Origin of the sequence: Bacteroides neonati (assembly GCF_000499785.1) — a bacterium.
In the GTDB taxonomy this organism is placed as follows: domain Bacteria; phylum Bacteroidota; class Bacteroidia; order Bacteroidales; family Bacteroidaceae; genus Bacteroides; species Bacteroides neonati.
The window spans coordinates 298,312-318,321 of sequence record NZ_HG726020.1 but is presented as its reverse complement, the minus strand read 5'-3'; the positions used below and the strand labels follow the sequence as shown (position 1 = coordinate 318,321).

Genomic DNA, 20,010 nt, shown 5'->3' with positions numbered 1-20,010 from the left:
GTGTTCAGGAGTTTGTCGCTATTTTCTTTCGAGATAGTTAGCCGTTTTATAATCTGTCATCATCATTCATCTTTTTGATTAATGCCTCTTTCAGGCTATCTAAGAAAAGGGTTTGCCCTCTCTTTCGTCCTTTCAGAGAGAGATAAGTACGATAATAATCCCCCAAATCTATATTGAATGAAGACTCCAAGTAGGTCATTATCTCTTTAATATCGACATTCCCATTATTCAGAGAACCCTTAGCATAGATGGCATAACCCAACTCCACCGCAGCGTTTTTGGGATCTGTCCAAGTGAATGGATGTACAGGTAAATCTTTTCTTGATTTTTCTATCTGCTCTATACGTTCCAAACTATGCAGTTTTTTATTCACATAAATACGAAGCATCTCATTACAAAGTATCATAGCCACCTTATGGTCGTAACAAGTGGAAAACTGAGGGTCTCGATCATAATTTATGCAGCCTAAACAGAGCTTAAAATCAAAATGTCCTCTAAGGAAATATTGCTTATCAAAATAAGTAGCTTTTGAACGGTAGTACTGGTAAAAGTCCAAGTTGTCATCAAAAAATAGTTTCAACTTACGGGCTTTCTCCATAAAATGCTCGTGTTGCATAGCATAGCTAACAATGGGCTTACCTATTTCAATTGCGTAAACTTCTTTGAAATAGATGAGCTTAGAAAGGACGTTAGCCTTAACCTCTTTGAAAAAGAGAATTTCTTCTGCTTCGTTTTCAAAGTCAGTATCTACAACCGCTTTTCTGAGTTCCTCGAAGAGCGGTTGTAATGTGTTGATGAGTTCTTCAATCTCGCTTAGAGATAGTTCCCAATCCTCCGCATCGGTTTTACTATAAACGATGTCGTCTGCTTGCTGGGATATTTTGCTGTAAATACTATTCATAGATTATTCCCATTGTCTTAATATGATTATAGATTCAGTATTTTCCCAAATCGGGATTCGACGCACATACTCATATCGGTTGTGAGGAATTGCCCATTGTAGAATGCAGAAAATATAGTGGCAGGAGATGGGCATGCCTGTGCTTGCTCCATTGTCTCCAGTTTTATAATCGTCAAAGGAATGTTCTTTTCTTGTGCCAACACCCACAAAGAACCATTTACATAATAATCTGTAAACGGACAGCGGTTGGTATAGTAAACTACCAAGCCCTCTTTATGCTCACATTCGCCAGTTTTAACATTCTCCTTAAAAGAGGGATTGGGAGCGGTGGGATTTATTTTCAACGCCAATAGTGAAAACCCATTCGGCAACTTCTCTATGGTTTCAAATCCTTGACTTAATAACCATTTGGTATCACTCATAAAGTGAAATTTCTTTGTTCCGACAACCGTAACCAATCCGTTTTTGCCTTGTACTTTTGCATCCTCAATAGCAGATTGAAGTAACGATTTAGCGTGCCCTTGACCTTTATATTGTCCCGATACCCAAAAACAATTTATCATCAAATATCTCGGAGCATCAACCGGAATCCAAGCCTTTTCAGCAGGGACATACTCTATGAAAACCTTTGCTCGTGCATCCAATCGTCTGAAAACATATCCGTTATCAAACTCTTTTTTCAGCCATGCTTTTTTCATTTCATAGCCCTCCGAACACTTCTTGTCAGAAAAAGCACAACATATATGCTCGGTGTCTATATTCTCTTTTGTGAGTGTAATGTATTTTATCTCCATAACTTTGACAGTGCCTAAAACTTCGATTTTTCATAATTATACGGGATGCTTGTACCGACAACCACGTCTTCGATTTTTTCAATTATCAACCAATCGTCCATATTTCCCTGATGATCGAAAGCCAAAGGGGGAGCAATTGCTTCCACATCGCAAAACTCCACAAGGCAGAGGCACTTCTTATGCCAACGTTCCTGCTGTTTTAGTGTGAGTGTTAGTTTTTTCTGATTATCTTCAAATGTTTTTATAATCTGCTCATCCGAGAGTTTTACAAAGTTCTGAATACCTTTAACGGTTGCTTTTGCGGATATTTGTGCTGTACCTTTTTCCATAAAGTACAAAACTTCCCCTTCAAATACTCTGCTATGCGGAATTTTTCTGCCTGCTGCACCTCGAACGACCATTGTTTTTTGACCGTTCATTATTTTATCAAGCACACGTTCACCGCTCTTTCCAGTGTTGTCGCAATAGACTAAATGATTCATAGTTTATAATTTTTATTATTCTATTTTATTGGTATATAAATCTTTGTTACATCTTCTTCGCAATTCTCCTTTGAGTAATTGATATACTCCTCAAAAGCCATCCCGTGCCGAATCGTATATTCAAAATTTACACTGATATTATTATACAACTCTTGCAACCCTGAACAACTCCCCTTTAAAGTATAAACGGCATACTTGCCTTGCTTTAATTGAATTGTTCCAAACTCCCCGATGGGAGCAATCTTTTTTTGCACCGATGCACAAGCATAGAATCTACATTGCCCATGATTGGTTACATTGGGGTCGTCGAAACTCAATCCGATAAAACGAGTTTCACGTGTAAGAGCTTGATTGTCCTTTAAAAACAGCATTAATTTGTTCCATGCTGTTTCGTAAGACTCTGTTTCGCCATACTTGCCAAATATACGGATGTAGGCTAATTCCAATCCTTCAAAATGGCATACTTCAGATTGAAGACTACTTCTATTTCCACTACTTTGCACATAGCCCTCTAATCGGGATTGCAGTTCATCTATGTATGCTTTGGGGGATATTCCAAACTGCTTCTTAAATGCCTTAGAAAAAGATTGCGGATTATCATAGCCAACCATTTCAGCCAGTTTAGTCAGGCTCATTCTCTCTGTTTGCATATACAGCACAGTCCGTTCAATACGTTGCCTTGCCACATAAGCATACAGCGATTCATTCAAAGCGGAACGCATGATACGGAGTAATTGCCTTTGAGATACACTTATTTTATTGGCAATTACATCCAACTGCAACGGCAAATGTAGATTGGCACTGATATAATCAATGACCTGATTGACCTTTTGTTGGTATATATTTTCTGTACTATTCCGCATAAATTCAGTTATTTGCTGTAAAATTACTCGTTTTGCTATGGGCAAGCGTTGTCCAATCTCGCCAACTTTACCTATGGTGATTATTTTTGCATATATTTTTCAATATTGACCGGATAATTATCCCATGAAACAGCCTGATAACGAAGAAATACAATCGTCCGAACCAATTATTATACTTCACAACAGTGGTAATCCGAAGCTCCTGTTTCCCATCAATGTGTTCACCGCACCACATTGAAACATGAAAATTCAGATGTTTGTCGGGCATTCCGAAAATTTCCTCATTGTAACTACTTGCACATACCATATCAGTAAATTTGCTGTTAGTATCTAACCCCAATGGTTTTACTATCGCATTTCGCAGTTTCATTAACCAATCAATCCATTGGGGGAGTTGGTTGAAAGCTAAATTGCGAAACTCTTCGGGTGTTATCTGCTGTTTATTGCGTACTTCTATTGAATAACTATCTGCGTAATCAGCAGGTAGATAGTTTGCAAGCAGACTATTTGTAGGTATCTCTTTCATTTTAATGCTATTATTTGAGTTTATTAAGAACCACATCCTGCAACTCTTTAAACTGCTCTGCCGATAAATCCGAGCAAACCTGCTGCATACCAATCAACACAGAGTATTGTATTACTGCTATATCCATTGCTTGTTTTGCATCTAATCCGGTAGCTTCATTCAACTTGGCTGCATACTCCAAACGGGTAGCGTCAGCTTGTGAAACATAACTCCGCACAATAGGGTTGGAGTAGCCCCATGCCCGTATTACACTTTCGTTTCTCATTGAAGCGTATGCCGCCATATCTGCCAATTGCTGTAATTGCTGTTTGGTGTCTTGCAATTTGTCCACTTCACGAATAAACTCAAAGGTGTTTACCTCCAGCCAAAACTTCATCAAAGCATCAATATAACCATCAATATTTTTGAAATGGTGGTAAAACGCACCTTTGGTAATTTGCAGTAATCCGCATAGGTTATCTATTGTGATTCTTGCAAAACCATCTTTCGCCAAAACTTCAAGACCCACTATAAACCATTGTTCTTTATCTACTTTCTTCATAATTCAAAACCATACCATATAGTACGGTATGCAAAAATAATCACTTTTTCTGAATTACCAATAAAGTAATTCAATTAAAACAAAACCCCAATCTTAATTGAAATAGAATTGTGGTTCAGTTGCTCCTTGAACTCAGCTTCAAAATATTGGTTACTATGGCTTTTGAGACGTTCATACTTCTGCATTTCATAACCTACGGCAAACAACAGTTTCATTTTTGTACATACCGCCCATTGTACGCCCACAGAGGGATTCAAATAGATTCCTCCGTTGGCATTTTTGTCTGGAGCAAAGCTATAACCTGCTCCACATTCCAAATAGGGAGTGAATTTTCGGGGCTTTATGATATTGAATTTTACATCAGCAAAAAGTGGGATTAATGCTTTCTCATAAACGGAAACACCCGTGCCGACACCTGCTGAAAATCGTTGATTGCAATTGTAGTAGCCCAACACTTGCCATTCAAACGGAGTGGATGCAGGGGTACTCATCGGAATACCAGTCCCGATAGTGGTTGCGAACGAAAAACGGTCGTTATCTTGTGCTTTTACTCCTGCGAAAACAGTGAAAAGCACTATTAAAGTCAAAAATATTTTTTTCATTGAACGTTGATGGTTATGCGTTTAACAATATTATGGGCGGTTGTTATTCCCGATAAATCTTCCGAAATATCGCCGGATGTACCATCAGGGCTGCTGTGTCCAATCAACACGGCTTCAAACGATTTTGCTCCTGATGATAAATCAACATTAGCCGAATATACAAGGGCTGGTTGTCCGCTCCCCAACTTTCCGCCTGTATAGTTGCTATCCCCCTCTTTTGCCGATTCAGGATAGAAATCGTTGAAGTCGGTCGAGTGGTTAATCTCAATCTTAACCACAAACCGAGTTAAATTTCCGACAGGGCGTATTTTTACATCAAAACCACTTTTAGGTGTTGCTCCCGATATGCCGTCAGTAAGTGGTTTGTTCTTTGTAGGTAGGTACAAGCCGTCTTCATACAGCTCGCCACGAGAATAACACCAATGCGGCAATGATTCTTTTCTGCGATTACCACCTGCTGCCTGCCACGATTGAGTGGCAATTTTGTGGGTAACATAAATAGAGGATAGATACTTTCCACTGGCGTCTTCCATCCAAATGGCAATCTGTGGAGGATTTCTCTTCTTAATCCCCATAAACAAGGGAAAGTCGTGCAACCACTCTTCACCTTGTTCGATGTACACTTTTACATCTCCTTGCTTGTATTCGACCAACTCTTTTTGGCAGCCGCATAGACATACAAGCGATAAACAAATTCCTGCTAATGTCATTTTATTCATATTGGTTTTATTAATTGATTGTTGTTACTTATCGGAAACATATCGGGCAAAAAAATTATTCTATTACTTCTTCTATCTTTTTGCGTGGAGAATAAGGTGTAGGGTCTGCATAACCAATTCTGAGTAGTAGCGTTGGATATTCTCCGTTAATCGGCAGAGTCTTTTGCAACTCATTTGCCAATGAAACCACTTCACAGGGCTGATTACAATATGCCGAAGCGATGCCTAATTCGGTTACTGTAAGACAAAAACGTTGGAGCAATCGCCCTAAGTCAATCCACTCTTTGACTATATTATGCTTTGTGGTGAATAATACCAAGTGGGATGAAAAAGCAATCTTCTTCCTATCGCCCTTATTTTGCGTATTGGGTTTTAGAAACTGGCGGACGATTAGTTTTGCAATCACGTCGGGCAGAGCTGGATTGCCAAATACTTTATAACTTAATCCGTTGCATGTTGCTTTCACTTGCCTTCCGTTAAAACGCATCCACGAGAGCAATTCTTCACGAAAAGCCTTGTCGCTCATTTGTATCTCGTTTCCTTTGGCAATATACTGCGAAAGCGTGTCAGCAAGCGGAGAACCTATCTCGGCAAAATATATTTTGAGGTTTTCGCTCGGTGATATGGATTGTAGCTTTTCCAATTGCTCATTGCCGATTTTCTTGCTGCTGTACACGCTTCGATTGGTCTGCCGTCTCTCAATTTGATGAAATAGATTGTCTTTGACTACTTGGTTGCTTTTGGTTAGTTCTATTTTTATCTCTGCTGTGTCGCATTGAACGATATGAGCCTCATAGCCAAAGTGAGCAGCGGCAATCAACTGATTCTCCGTTGCACATCCCAAACTGATATAGAGTTCACGGTTGTCACCATCGACAACAGGCAACGCAACCTCAAAATTAGGTCTGATGCTTATTGTGTTTTCCGCAAGGCTGAACCGCCACGGTTGGGTGTTGTGTCCCGACGGAGCTTTCGTTGCATACCTTATTATTTCCAAGAAATCGGGATTCATTGTCTTATTCATATTTCATTGTTACTTATCGGGAACATTTAGGGCAAAAAAACATCTTTCTGATGCTTGGGCGGTCTATGCTCTTAATACTTTATCTATCAATGTATCTATTCCGGCATTCATTTGTTCCCAACCTGCATCCTCATTAATGGGAATGCCGTTAAATACCGGACAGAACTCACCCAACATAACCAAATAGGTTATTGATGCTGTAACGACCGAAGCCATCACCGCTACCTCTTCCTTTGGATAGCCCATCAACTGACTCGCCATCTCGACAATGCGATAGCCTGTCTGTTCCCGTTGCTGGCGAAGTTTGGTGATAATCTCATTGTTACACGATAGCTCCCAACGATGCAACATCCTAAGTGTTGGATTACTCCGAAGCTGCTCAATCTGATTTTTGAACATCGTTTTTACAAAATCGGGCAATTCCTCTTTTGTGGGAGTCTCCAGCGGAAAATTGAGCCAAAAATCGTGCTTGCGAATATAAGCTGCCATAAGCCCCTCTACCGAACCGAAGTAGCGATATATCAATATCTTCGACACGCCCGATTGAGCGGCAACGGCATTAATGCCAATTTTCTCAAAACCTTGCTCTGCAACCATCTGACCGATGGTGTCAATCAGTCGTTGTTCGGTAGCCTCTCTATCTCTTTCTACGGGCTTGCTTTTCTCTTTCATAAAATGAATATGTTTCTAATTGGGAACAAAGATATGTTACTTTTCGGAAACAACCAAATTTATTAAGCGAAAAATATTAGATATAACACTATGTCAATCCTGAATTTCTTAACTTCTATCCAATTGAAGTGATGTGGCTTCAATTGGATAGATAGTCTGTTATTTCACGGTACAATCATCAACGATTATTTTATTGCTGCTCTTCAATGTTATTTGGCATGGTATATTTTGCTAATAATTTTCCACTCACTGCCATCTTTTACCAACGTAAACATATCGGTATATTTAGCATCTCCAAATTGCGATTCAATACGGACAATGGCGATACTGCTTTCAATATTACAATCAGTGATTTGGTAGCTTGCAGAAGCAGGTTTGCCGCCATCTACAATTTCATATAATACACTGATTGGAACACTTTTCAATCTTCCATTTTCCGACCATGACATTGTAGCTGTCTCAGAGAAAGCCTTTGCCGTAATTTTACTATTAGCCTGACGACCACCTTCGATATAGTACTCGATTGTCTGAGCTATATCATTTTTTTCTTTTTCGTTACACATAGTTTCTACTTTTTTTGTTGTTTTACATTCTTCTGATTCCTTATTACATTTGGATGAATTGTTGCAATTGCATGAAATGAAAAATAAGGAACACAAAACGGTTAATAAATAAATTTTAGTCATATTGTTTTTATTGGATAAAATGGGTCATTATTCTCGGTTCATATTTGGGAAGTGAAATCCCATTCTTACGTCCTGATTCAATGCATTTGAGCAACCATGCCATATTTTCGCCAAGTACTCGCATTGTTTGCAAGCCCTCTTTGTCTTTCTTGACATCATCGGGAGTGAATCCGTGTACTGAATTCCAATACTGAGATGAAACAATGGGCATATTGGAGATTGTAAAGTACTGGTTTAGTTGCTCGAATGTTGCTGATGCACCACCTCTACGGCAAGAGACTACCGCCGCTCCAAGTTTGCCCGCCATGCGCCCCTCTGTGGCAAAGAATAATCGATTTAAAAAGGCAATTAACTGTCCCGATGGAGCACTATAATAAACAGGTGAGCCAAGAATAATAGCATCAAACTCTTCTAATCGCCCTTGAATTTCCTGTACTTTATCATTGTGGAAACAGTGTCCGGTTTCCATACATTTCATACAGGCAATACATCCCGGAATAGCCTTTTTACCTATATGTAAGATTTCTGTTGTTATGTTGTGTCCTTGTAAGGTGTTTGCCACTTCTGACAGTGCTGTATAGGTGCAGCCATGTTCATTAGGACTACCGTTTATCAATAATACTTTCATAATTTATCTCTTTATGGTGTCTGAATTCTGATTGTAGGCTTTAGCTACACATTTCCACTCACCATCTATTTTCAACAGAAGCAAGTAATCGGTGAAATCAATGCGGCCGCCCCATTTCTCTTCAAGCACACGCACCACAGCTAACGTCTCTTCAACAGCAACCACATCAATGCGTGCCTGAAAATCATTTCCGGCACCTACCGAATCTACATTGTCATAAAATGCTTGGATGGAACCGTGCTCTAATTTTCCATCGAGATAGCCGAACAGAACCGCTTCATCGCAAAATAATTCTTTGGCATAGGCACTATTGCCCTCAGCCACACTCTTTACAAATTTCATCGCCGCAGCTTCTACTGCCGCATACTCTTTCATGTTTGCTCTCATAACAAAAACTTTTATGGGTTAAAAATAGTAATGGTCATATCTTTTGACAATGCAAAGATACGACCATTAAGTCCACTCGAAGTTTCTGTTTAGTTCAAATGTTATTTCTATTTAGACCAACATATTATCGGAAAAGTGATGGCGATTTTCCAAATCTATCTTTAAAGATGCGAGAAAAATGTGTTGAATTCTCAAAACCAAGTGAATAGCAGATGTCTGTAACAGAAAAAGTTGTTTCTAAAATCATCTCTTTGGCTTTTTCAAGACGTTGTTCTCTGATCCACTGTGCAGGTGATGTATTATAAATAGACACGAAATCACGTTTGAAGCTCGACAGGCTACGTCCCGAAAGGTAAGCCAATTGTGGCAACGATACCGGGGTAGCATAGTGCTGTTCCACCACTTGGCGCAAATCTGCACGTGCCGGTTGGCGAAGTTGCAAAATTTGGCGGAAGATATTTTTGCTGCATTCTGAAACATCGTAGAGAAGTTCCATTATTTTAAGACGTAGCAGTCCTTCGTTTATAGACTCAGGATTATCAAAATAGGGTTTAAGCGAGTGTGCAAAGGCGACTAAACAACTACTCATCGGGCTGACACTATTTTTAATTTCTTCCTCCGGGCGTGTCACTTTAACATTACTCATTGTCAGAAACTCTTTGAGTAAATCATCTTTGATACAGAACATTAGACTATCGTAGATATTGTCATTATCAGGATTACCCTCTTTCTCATAGCGGATAGAAGTTGCCTTTTTTAGCAAAATCATCTCGTTTTTATTTACGACATAAGTCTGCTTGCCATAGTATAACGTAGCTCTCCCCTCTAATACAAACAATAGAAGATGCTCTTCGAGAAACATTGTACCTTGTGCTTCCATACTGTGAATGCACGATTCAATGACCGAACAACCATCCAGCTTTAATGAATTCGCCCAACAATCGCCAGAAACGAGTTCAGCAGGGACTTTTATATACTTTTTCATACCTACAAGCTTAGTAATTTAGACAAAGATAGTGATATTTTTGGCAAATAATCTTTCTTTTTGGCTCAAATATTAATTCAAATTAGACCATATTTATAGTACTATACTCCATGATATATATATCCGTTTAATATATTCGTAAAACAACCATTTGTGAATTTCCTTAACTTCAAGCCAAACAAAGCCATTCAAAGCCAAGTGCAGCCACATCGCTTAAATGGATAGGATATAACTTATTACGCTCCTAACTTCGCAGACAGTACACCACTTTGGTGTGCCATTTTTATTTTAATCACTTAAAAATTGAAGTTATGGACGTAAATCCAAAAGATGAGCAGAACGTTTTGCTCGTTCAAGAAAAAGGTAGCGACAAGATGAATGTCGTTACAGGGCTTGACAATGAGGGCAAGCCCAAAACAGTGGCTCCCAAGCAGGAGAATGAACCCGATTTTCTGAAACTCGACAAGCACAGTAATGTGCTGGAGAACTTTCTATCGAACTTTATGCGTCAAGCCAAAGACCCTACGCATTTCGGATTCTTTAAAGTTCCTGCCGAAAACATTGAAACCAATGCACAGATTTTATCGGAGATGTCGCAAAAAGGCGATGTAGGCAAAGAGTTTTTGAAAGAGTACCAAGTGGACACCACTCCGTTTCAAGTGGCTGAGCAACAAACGCAAGGAGAGGCTAAACAGGAGTACAAACCCATTGACGAAAGTCGTGTTGATTGGAAACTGCTGGAGCAATTCGGTATAACCCGTGAAACGTTGGAGAAGACGAATTCATTGGATGCTATGCTCAACTGGCGTAAATCTCCGGCTCTTATTGCTATCTCTCCTAAGATTGATGATGTTCCGTTGCACACGCAAGCTCGCTTATCCTTTCGTGAAGCACCCGACGGACGTATTATCCCCGTTGTCCACGCTATTCAGAAAGAACCGCAGTTGGAACGTGAACTGTTCGGGTATTCGTTTACTCCCGAAGATAAGGAGAATTTACTCAAAACGGGTAATATGGGACGTGTAGCTAATTTAGTGGATAAGAAAACCGGCGAAACCACTCCCTCATTTATTAGTATTGATAAGCTAACCAATGAGTTGGTCGCTCTTCGTGCCGACAAGGTACGTATCCCCAATGAGATTAAAGGTGTTACGTTGGACGACAAGCAGAAAGCAGCTCTTGCCAATGGCGAAAGTCTCTATTTGGAGGGAATGACAGCCAAAAACGGTAAGAACTTCAATGCAACCGTACAGGTTAATGCCGACAAACGAGGTATTGAATTTCGTTTTGACAACCTCCCTAAACAGGCACAACAACAAAGGCAGGCACAAAGCAATGAGCCAACTAATCGGCAGAGGCAAAGTGATGGCGGTATCCGCATCCCCAACAAATTAGGCGGTGTGGATCTATCGGAGAAAGAGCAAACCACCCTGAAAGAGGGCGGTGTAATCTACGTAAAGGGGATGATTGACAAGAAGGGGCAAAGCTACAACGCCTATGTGAAGGTTAATAATGAGAGAGAGAAACTCGACTTTTTCAAATGGAATCCACAGAAAAAGCAAGGTGTTACTCCCGACAACAATGCCAAAACCCAAGTATCGGTGAACTCCGACGGTAAAACCAACGAAGCCACCAAGCATACTGCCGACCCTATGAAAAACGGTCAAGTGCAACCCACCGAAAGGCAGAAGCAAGAAACGGAGCAAAAACAGGAGCCGCAGAAGAAATCCAAAGGGGTGAAAATATAACGTATGGCAACAACAAAATCAATGGGCAATGACCCCCACTAAAAATCCATCATCCAAATAAAAACAGTATGAAAGTAATTATAGCAGAAAAACCAAGTGTAGCCCGTGAGATAGCGGCTATTGTTGGTGCAAAAGAGAAACAAGAGGGGTATATCCAAGGTAACGGATATGCCGTAACGTGGGCATTAGGACATTTAGTCTCCCTTGCTATGCCCGAAGAGTATGGAGCAGTAGGTTTCAACCGTGAGCACCTGCCCATCACTCCCGAACCGTTTAAACTCATCGTCCGACAGGTGAAAGCCGACAAAGGATATAAAACGGACACAGGAGCGGTCAAGCAATTGAGTATCATCAAAAAACTATTCGAGCAGTGCGATAGCATTATTGTAGCCACCGATGCCGGAAGAGAGGGCGAACTTATCTTCCGATACATCTACCACTATTTGAAGTGCAACAAACCCTTTAACCGCCTTTGGATAAACTCTTTGACGGACAAGGCTATCCGTGAGGGATTGGCAAACTTGAAAAACGGCAATGAGTACGATAATCTCTACTTAGCCGCCAAAGCCCGAAGTGAAGCCGATTGGTTGGTGGGCATTAACGCATCGCAAGCCCTGAGCGTAGCAGCAGGTTATGGCACATATTCGTTGGGACGGGTGCAAACACCCACGCTGATGATGATTTGCAATCGCTACCAAGAAAATAAAGGATTTACGCCACAGACCTACGTTCAAATGTTGCTTACATTGAAGCATAACGATTCACTACTCTTTACGGCTCTCTCGTGCGAGAAATTCAATACACTTGCCGAAGCAGACCCCATTTCAGAGCGTATCTACAATGGTGGAATGGCTAAGGTTAAGCAAGTCGAAGAAAAACCGATGACCGAGCAAGCTCCACTATTGTATGACCTGACTGCACTTCAAAAAGAGGCGAATAAACGCTTTGGTTACACGGCACAAGATACATTAACCATCGCTCAAACGCTCTACGAGAAGAAGTTTATCACCTACCCACGCACCGGAAGTCGTTATATTCCACAAGATGTGTTTGCCGAAATTCCCGACTTAATCAGAACATTGAGTAATCACCCCGTTTTTGGAAGTCAAGCAACCACATTATTGGAAGTTCCGCTTAATAATCGCAGTGTGGACGATAGCAAAGTAACCGACCACCACGCTCTACTTATTACAGATAACAAGACATCGGAACTATCCGACAAGGAGAAAGAGATATACACATTGATAATCGCCCGATTGTTGGAAGCCTTTTCATCGGCTTGCCAAAAAAGTGTTACCACCATTACTTTCGATGCCAGAGAGTATGAGTTTATCGCCAAGAGTACCACCATCAAAAACTTAGGCTGGCGAGGCATTCTTCAATCTTCGGACGAAAAGACCGAAGATGGCGAAGAACAGGCAACCAAACTACCACCACTGCAACAGGGTGATGAGTGCGAGATCCAATCGTTGGAACTTCTCGAAAAGCAGACCAAGCCCAAACCGATACATACCGAAAGTTCTCTATTATCGGCAATGGAGAGTGCCGGGAAAGAGTTAGAGAACGAAGAGGAGCGACAAGCGATGAAAGAATCAGGGATTGGCACACCAGCCACCCGTGCCGCCATTATTGAAACGCTCTTTGCCCGTGATTATATCCGCAGGGATAAGAAATCACTACTCCCCACCGAAAAAGGATTATCGGTTTATAATGTTGTCAAAAGTAAGAAGATAGCAGATATACAGATGACCGGAATGTGGGAGAATGCTCTGTCCAAAATTGAGAATGGCGAGATGAGTGCCGACACCTTTGGCAAGGGAATTACGGTGTACGCCTCACAGGTAACGGAAGAACTGCTCAACACCTCCATCACCGTAGCCGATAAATCTACTTGTTGCTGTCCCAAGTGCGGTAAGCCCGATATGTTGTTTTTCGACAAGGTAGTAAAATGTCGCAATGTGGAGTGTCCCGTTACTGTATTTAGAGAGCGGAGCGGAAAACAATTGTCCGACAAACACATCACCGAATTGCTGACCAAACAAAAGACCGGAACCATCAAAGGATTCAAGAGCAAAGCAGGCAAAACATTTGATGCTGCACTCGCTTTCGATGAACAGTTTAATGTTGTGTTCCTATTTCCCGACAAGAAAAAACGATAATAATTATCCGAAAGTGCTTATCTTTGCCACTGAAATACGTAGTCATAAATGGTTCATTCTGTTTTTACTATGGATTTTTAGTGGCGGCACTTCGGGAGGGATACCCGGAGTGCCTTTTCGTTTAGCACTCTCTAAAGCTAAAATTACATCCACTAAAAATCCATTTTATATATGAATCAGAATAATGAACCGATGGAGCTATCCTACTATGGACTCTCCCTGCTCTCGTTTCTCAAAGAGAGCCACCCCGACAAATTAAACGATACCGCTTTTATTGAAGCTCGTGCCAATCTTGCAGCCGACACCTACGAGAACGCTTTGCGTGAGGGGTATGTGCAGAGCGGAGCGGAAGAGATGGCAAATGATGTTCTTTACACCGGGCTTCACTTCTCTTGCCACGATGCTATTGTCAATGTTCTTTGGAACGAGTTTGCCGATGAAGTGCCACAGGGCGATGCCCGTGAGGTGGCTATCCGATTGTTACCGCACCTGAAAGTTGTCTTTGATAAATATCCACTTTCAGATGATTTCGCCTATACACTTGAATATGAGTTGCTCTATACTGAATTGACTGGTGCTATATTAATTCATTTCGAGGAGTATGGCATTTAATCGAAGGGCAAAACTCAGAGACAATATCGAGGCAATTAAGACCTTGTTTGAGATTGAAAAAGCAAACCGAAAAGCTACACCCGACGAGCGTGCCGTATTGGAGCGTTATTGCGGCTTTGGTGGATTGAAGTGCATTCTTAATCCTGCCAAATCGCTGGCGGACATATCCGTGTGGAGTAAATCGGATATAGAGCTATTTCCGATGGTGGCTGAATTACACGGAGTGATCCGCACCAACTGCACCACAGATCAGGAGTATAAACTCTATGTAAATAGCCTTAAAAACTCAATATTAACAGCGTTCTACACACCCACAGAGGTGGTAGTCGCCCTTGCCGATGCCTTGCGTAACAGCGGAGTTACGCCCAATCGCTTCCTTGACCCCTCAGCGGGTCAGGGGGCTTTTGTCTCAGCCTTCCAATCCGGTTCCGCAGCTATGGACGTGATGAGTTTTGAAAAGGATTTGCTTACGGGTAAAATTCTGACAGCACTCTATCCCGACAACAAAGTGCGTGTAGAGGGGTTCGAGCGTATCGACTCCCACTATAACAACTATTTTGATGTGGTTAGTTCCAACATTCCATTTGGTGATATTGCTGTGTTCGATTCCGCAATGATGGCGAGCGACGATTATGCTCACCGAATCTCAACAAAAGCAATACACAACTACTTTTTTGTCAAAGGACTTGATATTGTTCGGGAGGGTGGTATATTGGCGTTTATCACCTCTCAGGGAGTAATGAACTCGCCTCAAAATGAACCGATACGTCAAATGTTAATGGAGAACACTAACCTTGTGTCTGCTATACGTCTGCCTAACAATCTTTTTGTAGATAGTGCCAATACCGAAGTGGGTAGCGATTTGATAATCCTTCAAAAGCATACGGCAAAGCAAGAGTTATCCCCATTGGATAGAGCCTTTATCGAGACTCGCCCGATGGATAACGGTATTATGACCAATAGTTACTTTGGGGATTTGTCTCGTGTGGTACATACCAAAAGTTCTGTCGATACCGACCCTTATGGCAAGCCTGCAATGGTTTACAAACACGAAGGTGGTGTGTCGGCAATGGCAGAGGATATGACAAAAATGCTCAAAGCCGATTTTGCAGAGCGTTTAAACTTGAACCTATATAAAGGTATAGACAATCCGCAAAAGGTAGCTTCGGTTAATGAACCAGTAATTTCAACATCGGTAGAACCTACGTTGAATTTTGATGCAGAGCCAGAGACTCCGGCAGTTGTGTCGCCACAAGTAGAGATTACTCCAGTCGTAAAGCCACAAGCACCACTTGTTACCCTGTACGATTTGTTTGGAATGGCGGTTGAAGAGCGTTCACAGACCCGAAGCAAAAAAGCATCCAATCGCCCCAAGCCTACTGTCAATCAACCTCGTTCGTTATTCGACCAACCTGCAACAGCGGTGCAGAGTGAACCGAAAACGCCACCACCTGCACCACTCTCAATGGAACCAAGAGAGTGGAAAACGCCATTAGAACCACACCATAAAAACGGTTCATTGGTCATTGAATCAACTACCAATCAAATTGGCTACCTAAAAGATATACACCACTATGGAGCAACCTTTCAGCCGTTGGAACTAAATACCATTCAAACAGCAAAAGCCAATCTCTATATTCCGCTTCGTGACAGCTACCAACGCCTATACACCAACGAAGCAGAGAAACAAGAAGAGGATAAGTCAAACCGTGAACAGTTGAACACTTGTTACGATGAGTTCATTAAACGCTATGGCAACCTGAACAGCCGAGAAAATAGCAAACTCATTCTAATGGATTCTTCGGGACGTGATGTATTATCGTTGGAAAGAGCGGTAAACGGTCAATTTGTCAAAGCCGATATTTTCGACCACCCCGTTGCTTTTTCGCTCAACGAGATTACCAAAGTTGATACCCCCGAAGAAGCCTTGTCCGCCTCGCTCAATAAATTCGGCAGAGTCAATCTCGAATATATGGCATCTTTGAGTGGAACGGCTGCCGATGAGATTGTCGAAGAATTGAAAGGACGCATCTACTTCAATCCGTTGGTAGATAATTATGAGATTTCCGACCGTTTTATTGCAGGTAATGTGGTGGAAAAAGCGGAGCAGATTGAGCAGTGGTTGCATACCCATCTACACAGCGAGCGTGTAGATGAAGCCTTGAATGCCCTCAAAGAAGCAACACCCCGTCCCATCTCCTTTGATGAACTCGACTTCAATTTCGGTGAACGCTGGATACCTACCGGACTCTATTCCCGTTACGCCTCGTACCTTTTTGATACGGAGGTGAAAATCTCCTATTCTGAAAGTCTGGACGACTTCTCAGTCAAGTGCAATTATCGCAACGCCAATATCTACGATAAATTTTCGGTCAGAGGTAGCAACCGCACTTATGATGGTATCGCTCTGATGGGGCACGCTTTAGTAAACACCGTTCCCGACATCACCAAAACGATAATGATTGGCGGTGAAGAGGTGAAAGTGAGGGATAGCGAAGCCATACAACTTGCCAATTCCAAGATTGACGAGATCCGTAACGGATTTTCCGATTGGTTACAAGAGCAGTCTCCTGAGTTTCAATCGAAACTTACCGATATGTACAACCGCAAATTCAATTGCTTTGTCCGACCAACTTATGATGGCACTCACCAATCGTTCCCCGATTTGGATTTGAAACGGCTCGGTATTCCCGACCTCTACAAGAGTCAGAAAGATGCAGTTTGGATGTTAAAACAGAACGGTGGTGGCATAGCGGATCACGAGGTGGGGACAGGCAAAACGCTGATAATGTGCGTAGCTGCTTATGAAATGAAGCGACTCGGGCTAGCCAACAAACCGATGATTATCGGTCTGAAAGCCAATGTTCACGAAATAGCCCACACGTTTCAAACAGCCTATCCAAACGCTAAAATTCTCTATCCGGGCAAGAATGATTTTACGCCCGACAAGCGTGTAAAACTATTCAACGACATCAAAAACAACTCGTGGGATGTTATCATCCTCACGCACGACCAGTTCGGCAAGATACCCCAGTCGCCAGAAATGCAACAAACCATTCTGCAAAAGGAACTTGATACAGTCGAGGAGAATTTGGATGTGCTACGTTCGCAAGGACGAGAGGTCTCACGTGCGATGCTCAAAGGGTTAGAGAAACGCAAGCAGAACTTAGAGGTAAAGCTGGAGACGATTGCCCACTCCATCAAAGAACGCACCGATGATGTGGTGGATTTTAAGCAAATGGGTATTGACCACCTGTTTGTGGACGAATCGCACAAATTTAAAAACTTGATGTTCAACACCCGACACGACCGTGTTGCAGGGTTGGGTTCGCAAGATGGTAGCCAAAAGGCACTCAATATGTTGTTTGCCTTGCGAACTATTCAAGATAGGACAGGTAAAGATTTAGGGGCTACATTCTTGTCGGGAACCACTATATCCAACTCTTTAACCGAACTTTACCTGCTGTTTAAGTATCTCCGACCAAAGGAATTGGAGCGACAAAACATCAACTCGTTTGATGCTTGGGCAGCCATCTTTGCTAAGAAAACCACCGATTTTGAGTTCTCTGTTACCAACCAAATTGTAAACAAAGAACGTTTTCGCTACTTTATCAAAGTGCCTGAGTTGGCGGCATTCTATAACGAGATAACCGATTATCGTACAGCTCTCGATGTAGGTGTGGACAGACCCGATAAGAGTGAGATTTTGCACAATATCCCACCCACGCCCCAGCAGCAAGAGTTCATTCAAAAATTAATGAAGTTTGCCGAAACAGGCGATGCCACCATCTTGGGACGTGCCCCACTTTCTGAAACGGAGGAGAAAGCCAAAATGCTTATTGCCACCGACTATGCTCGCAAGATGGCGTTGGATTTACGAATGATAAGCCGTAGCGAATATGACGACCATCCCGACAACAAAGCATCACATTGTGCCGCAAAAATTGCGGAGTATTATCAGAAGTACGATGCACAAAAAGGGACACAATTTGTGTTTTCCGACTTGGGTACATTCAAGCCCAATGAGTGGAACGTGTATTCAGAGATAAAACGCAAGTTGGTAGAGGATTACCATATTCCACCGCAAGAGGTGCGTTTCATACAGGAGTGCAAAACGGAGACCGCCCGTAGAGCCGTAATTGATGCAATGAATGCAGGCAAAGTGCGTGTTATATTTGGCTCTACTGATATGCTTGGCACGGGTGTAAATGCTCAAAAAAGAGCCGTTGCGGTGCATCATTTGGACACACCGTGGCGACCCTCTGACCTGCAACAACGGGATGGAAGAGCCATTCGCAAAGGCAATGAAATCGCTAAGTTATATGCTGATAATAAGGTGGATATTATCATCTATGCCGTTGAGAAATCATTGGACAGCTACAAGTTCAATTTGCTCCACAACAAGCAACTATTCATAACCCAGCTAAAAAGTGGTGCAATGGGAGCAAGAACTATTGACGAGGGTACGATGGACGAGAAAAGCGGTATGAATTTCTCTGAATATATGGCAATCCTTTCAGGGAATACCGACCTATTGGATAAAGCCAAATTAGAGAAAAAGGTAGTGGCATTGGAGAGTGAGCGTAAAGCATTTAATAAAAACAAAAGTAATTCCGTCTGGAAATTACAGGAGGGCACACGGACACTTGACCATAACAATGAGATACTTGCCCGTATGACTTCCGATTGGAATACCTTTAACCAGCGTGCAAAAGTAGATGTCGACGGTAACAAGCTCAATCCAATTCAACTGGAGGGTGTGACGAGTTCCGATGTCAAAGCCATTGGAGCCAAGTTGCAAGCAATAAACGATACCGTTAATACCAAAGGTGAGTATAAAATTATCGGTGAGCTTTACGGCTTTCAGCTATTGGTGAAAACGGAGGCTTCGATGAAAGAGGGTTTTGATTTTCAACAAAATCGCTTCTTTGTGGGTGGCGAGTACAAATACTCCTACAACAACGGTAATATTGCCGCAGATCCGAAACTTGCCTCTTTGAATTTCCTCAATGCTTTGGAGCGTATTCCAAGATATATGGAGCAGTACAAAACCGCCAACGAGAAATTGGAACAAGATATTCCGGTCTTGCAGGAGGTTGTCGGTGGCGTATGGAAGAAAGAAGAGGAATTGAAAAATCTGAAATCCGATTTAGCGGCATTGGAACGCAAAATCCAAATTTCACTAACGCCTACCGAACATTCCACTTCAGACGAAGCACAAGGAGAATCGACAACGGTTACTCCCGATACTAATCTACATACCCATTCGATTGAGTCACCTCAAACCAATGGGCAGTCGAATGCGGTCGGAGAGAGTGTTGGTCAAGCCACCACACACTCCTTAACGGACAGCCTACTGCTGGTAGGAGATAATGTTTCAGTTATTACCATTCCTCCACCAAAGGAGGAACAGGCAAAGCCGAGATTTAGACTGTAATCTGAAAATAGTCCCTTGAATAATTTGACTGATCATTCAAGGCTCTATTTTTATATTTTCTGCAACCGAGTGTTTAGTGTCCCAAGCATATAAACAGAATCGTTTTGCATTAAAAATATTAGCACAAGCACAGCAATAATAATTCATTGTAAATAGAGTCCTCAAAGATTCATAGTAGGCTTGCGATTGTAGCAAGCAAAGCCAATGTTTCCGAAAAAGCCAACGCTCCCTCAATTATGGACTT

At 41.9% G+C, this 20,010-nt stretch carries 18 protein-coding genes; 4 read left to right on the top strand and 14 right to left on the bottom strand.

Annotated features, from left to right (window positions below):
* Nucleotides 1-46: 46 nt before the first annotated feature.
* The 14 genes from TY03_RS04360 to TY03_RS04295 form a co-directional block, all read right to left on the bottom strand.
* Nucleotides 47-901 (bottom strand): RteC domain-containing protein, encoded by an 855-nt coding sequence (locus TY03_RS04360; RefSeq protein WP_042367730.1) that lies wholly within the window; start codon nucleotides 899-901, stop codon nucleotides 47-49.
* Nucleotides 902-927: 26 nt separating this feature from the next.
* Nucleotides 928-1,695: an N-acetyltransferase gene (locus TY03_RS04355; protein ID WP_042367727.1), complete on the bottom strand. Its 768-nt coding sequence runs from the start codon at nucleotides 1,693-1,695 to the stop codon at nucleotides 928-930.
* Nucleotides 1,696-1,709: 14 nt separating this feature from the next.
* Entirely contained in the window at nucleotides 1,710-2,177 is a 468-nt protein-coding gene (locus TY03_RS04350; RefSeq protein ID WP_042367725.1) for a hypothetical protein, read from the bottom strand.
* A gap of 20 nt (nucleotides 2,178-2,197) precedes the next feature.
* Nucleotides 2,198-3,040, bottom strand: coding sequence for an AraC family transcriptional regulator (locus TY03_RS04345; protein WP_042367723.1), 843 nt, complete (start codon nucleotides 3,038-3,040; stop codon nucleotides 2,198-2,200).
* Between the two features lie 67 nt (nucleotides 3,041-3,107).
* Complete coding sequence (locus TY03_RS04340) at nucleotides 3,108-3,566, bottom strand: DUF2867 domain-containing protein (RefSeq protein WP_042369136.1); 459 nt, start codon at nucleotides 3,564-3,566, stop codon at nucleotides 3,108-3,110.
* A 10-nt stretch (nucleotides 3,567-3,576) separates the two neighbouring features.
* Nucleotides 3,577-4,107, bottom strand: coding sequence for a TetR/AcrR family transcriptional regulator (locus tag TY03_RS04335; RefSeq protein WP_042367722.1), 531 nt, complete (start codon nucleotides 4,105-4,107; stop codon nucleotides 3,577-3,579).
* Nucleotides 4,108-4,181: 74 nt separating this feature from the next.
* Complete coding sequence (locus TY03_RS04330) at nucleotides 4,182-4,709, bottom strand: hypothetical protein (RefSeq protein ID WP_042367720.1); 528 nt, start codon at nucleotides 4,707-4,709, stop codon at nucleotides 4,182-4,184.
* Nucleotides 4,706-5,428, bottom strand: coding sequence for a hypothetical protein (locus tag TY03_RS04325; RefSeq protein WP_042367719.1), 723 nt, complete (start codon nucleotides 5,426-5,428; stop codon nucleotides 4,706-4,708). The genes TY03_RS04330 and TY03_RS04325 overlap by 4 nt, the downstream gene beginning before the upstream one ends.
* Before the next feature lie 55 nt (nucleotides 5,429-5,483).
* A complete protein-coding gene (locus TY03_RS04320; RefSeq protein ID WP_230201893.1) occupies nucleotides 5,484-6,452 on the bottom strand; it encodes an Acg family FMN-binding oxidoreductase in 969 nt (322 codons plus the stop codon).
* A gap of 63 nt (nucleotides 6,453-6,515) precedes the next feature.
* Complete coding sequence (locus TY03_RS04315; RefSeq protein WP_042367718.1) at nucleotides 6,516-7,124, bottom strand: TetR/AcrR family transcriptional regulator; 609 nt, start codon at nucleotides 7,122-7,124, stop codon at nucleotides 6,516-6,518.
* 209 nt (nucleotides 7,125-7,333) lie between these two features.
* Nucleotides 7,334-7,810, bottom strand: a complete 477-nt coding sequence (locus TY03_RS04310; RefSeq protein ID WP_081713042.1) for a nuclear transport factor 2 family protein — start codon at nucleotides 7,808-7,810, stop codon at nucleotides 7,334-7,336.
* A 7-nt stretch (nucleotides 7,811-7,817) separates the two neighbouring features.
* Nucleotides 7,818-8,438: a flavodoxin family protein gene (locus TY03_RS04305; protein WP_042367715.1), complete on the bottom strand. Its 621-nt coding sequence runs from the start codon at nucleotides 8,436-8,438 to the stop codon at nucleotides 7,818-7,820.
* A 3-nt stretch (nucleotides 8,439-8,441) separates the two neighbouring features.
* A complete protein-coding gene (locus tag TY03_RS04300) occupies nucleotides 8,442-8,825 on the bottom strand; it encodes a nuclear transport factor 2 family protein (RefSeq protein ID WP_042367713.1) in 384 nt (127 codons plus the stop codon).
* A gap of 124 nt (nucleotides 8,826-8,949) precedes the next feature.
* Entirely contained in the window at nucleotides 8,950-9,810 is an 861-nt protein-coding gene (locus TY03_RS04295; RefSeq protein WP_042367712.1) for an AraC family transcriptional regulator, read from the bottom strand.
* 311 nt (nucleotides 9,811-10,121) lie between these two features.
* On the opposite strand from TY03_RS04295, the gene TY03_RS04290 reads away from it, so the two are divergent.
* From TY03_RS04290 to TY03_RS04275, 4 genes are all read left to right on the top strand, one after another.
* The gene (locus TY03_RS04290; protein ID WP_042367710.1) at nucleotides 10,122-11,558 is read left to right on the top strand and encodes a DUF3945 domain-containing protein; all 1,437 of its coding nucleotides are present in this window, start codon (nucleotides 10,122-10,124) and stop codon (nucleotides 11,556-11,558) included.
* Nucleotides 11,559-11,626: 68 nt separating this feature from the next.
* The gene (locus tag TY03_RS04285; RefSeq protein ID WP_042367709.1) at nucleotides 11,627-13,717 is read left to right on the top strand and encodes a type IA DNA topoisomerase; all 2,091 of its coding nucleotides are present in this window, start codon (nucleotides 11,627-11,629) and stop codon (nucleotides 13,715-13,717) included.
* Between the two features lie 171 nt (nucleotides 13,718-13,888).
* The gene (locus TY03_RS04280; protein WP_042367707.1) at nucleotides 13,889-14,329 is read left to right on the top strand and encodes a DUF1896 domain-containing protein; all 441 of its coding nucleotides are present in this window, start codon (nucleotides 13,889-13,891) and stop codon (nucleotides 14,327-14,329) included.
* A complete protein-coding gene (locus tag TY03_RS04275) occupies nucleotides 14,319-19,766 on the top strand; it encodes an N-6 DNA methylase (RefSeq protein WP_074434133.1) in 5,448 nt (1,815 codons plus the stop codon). Before TY03_RS04280 ends, TY03_RS04275 begins: the two co-directional genes overlap by 11 nt.
* Nucleotides 19,767-20,010 lie beyond the last annotated feature (244 nt).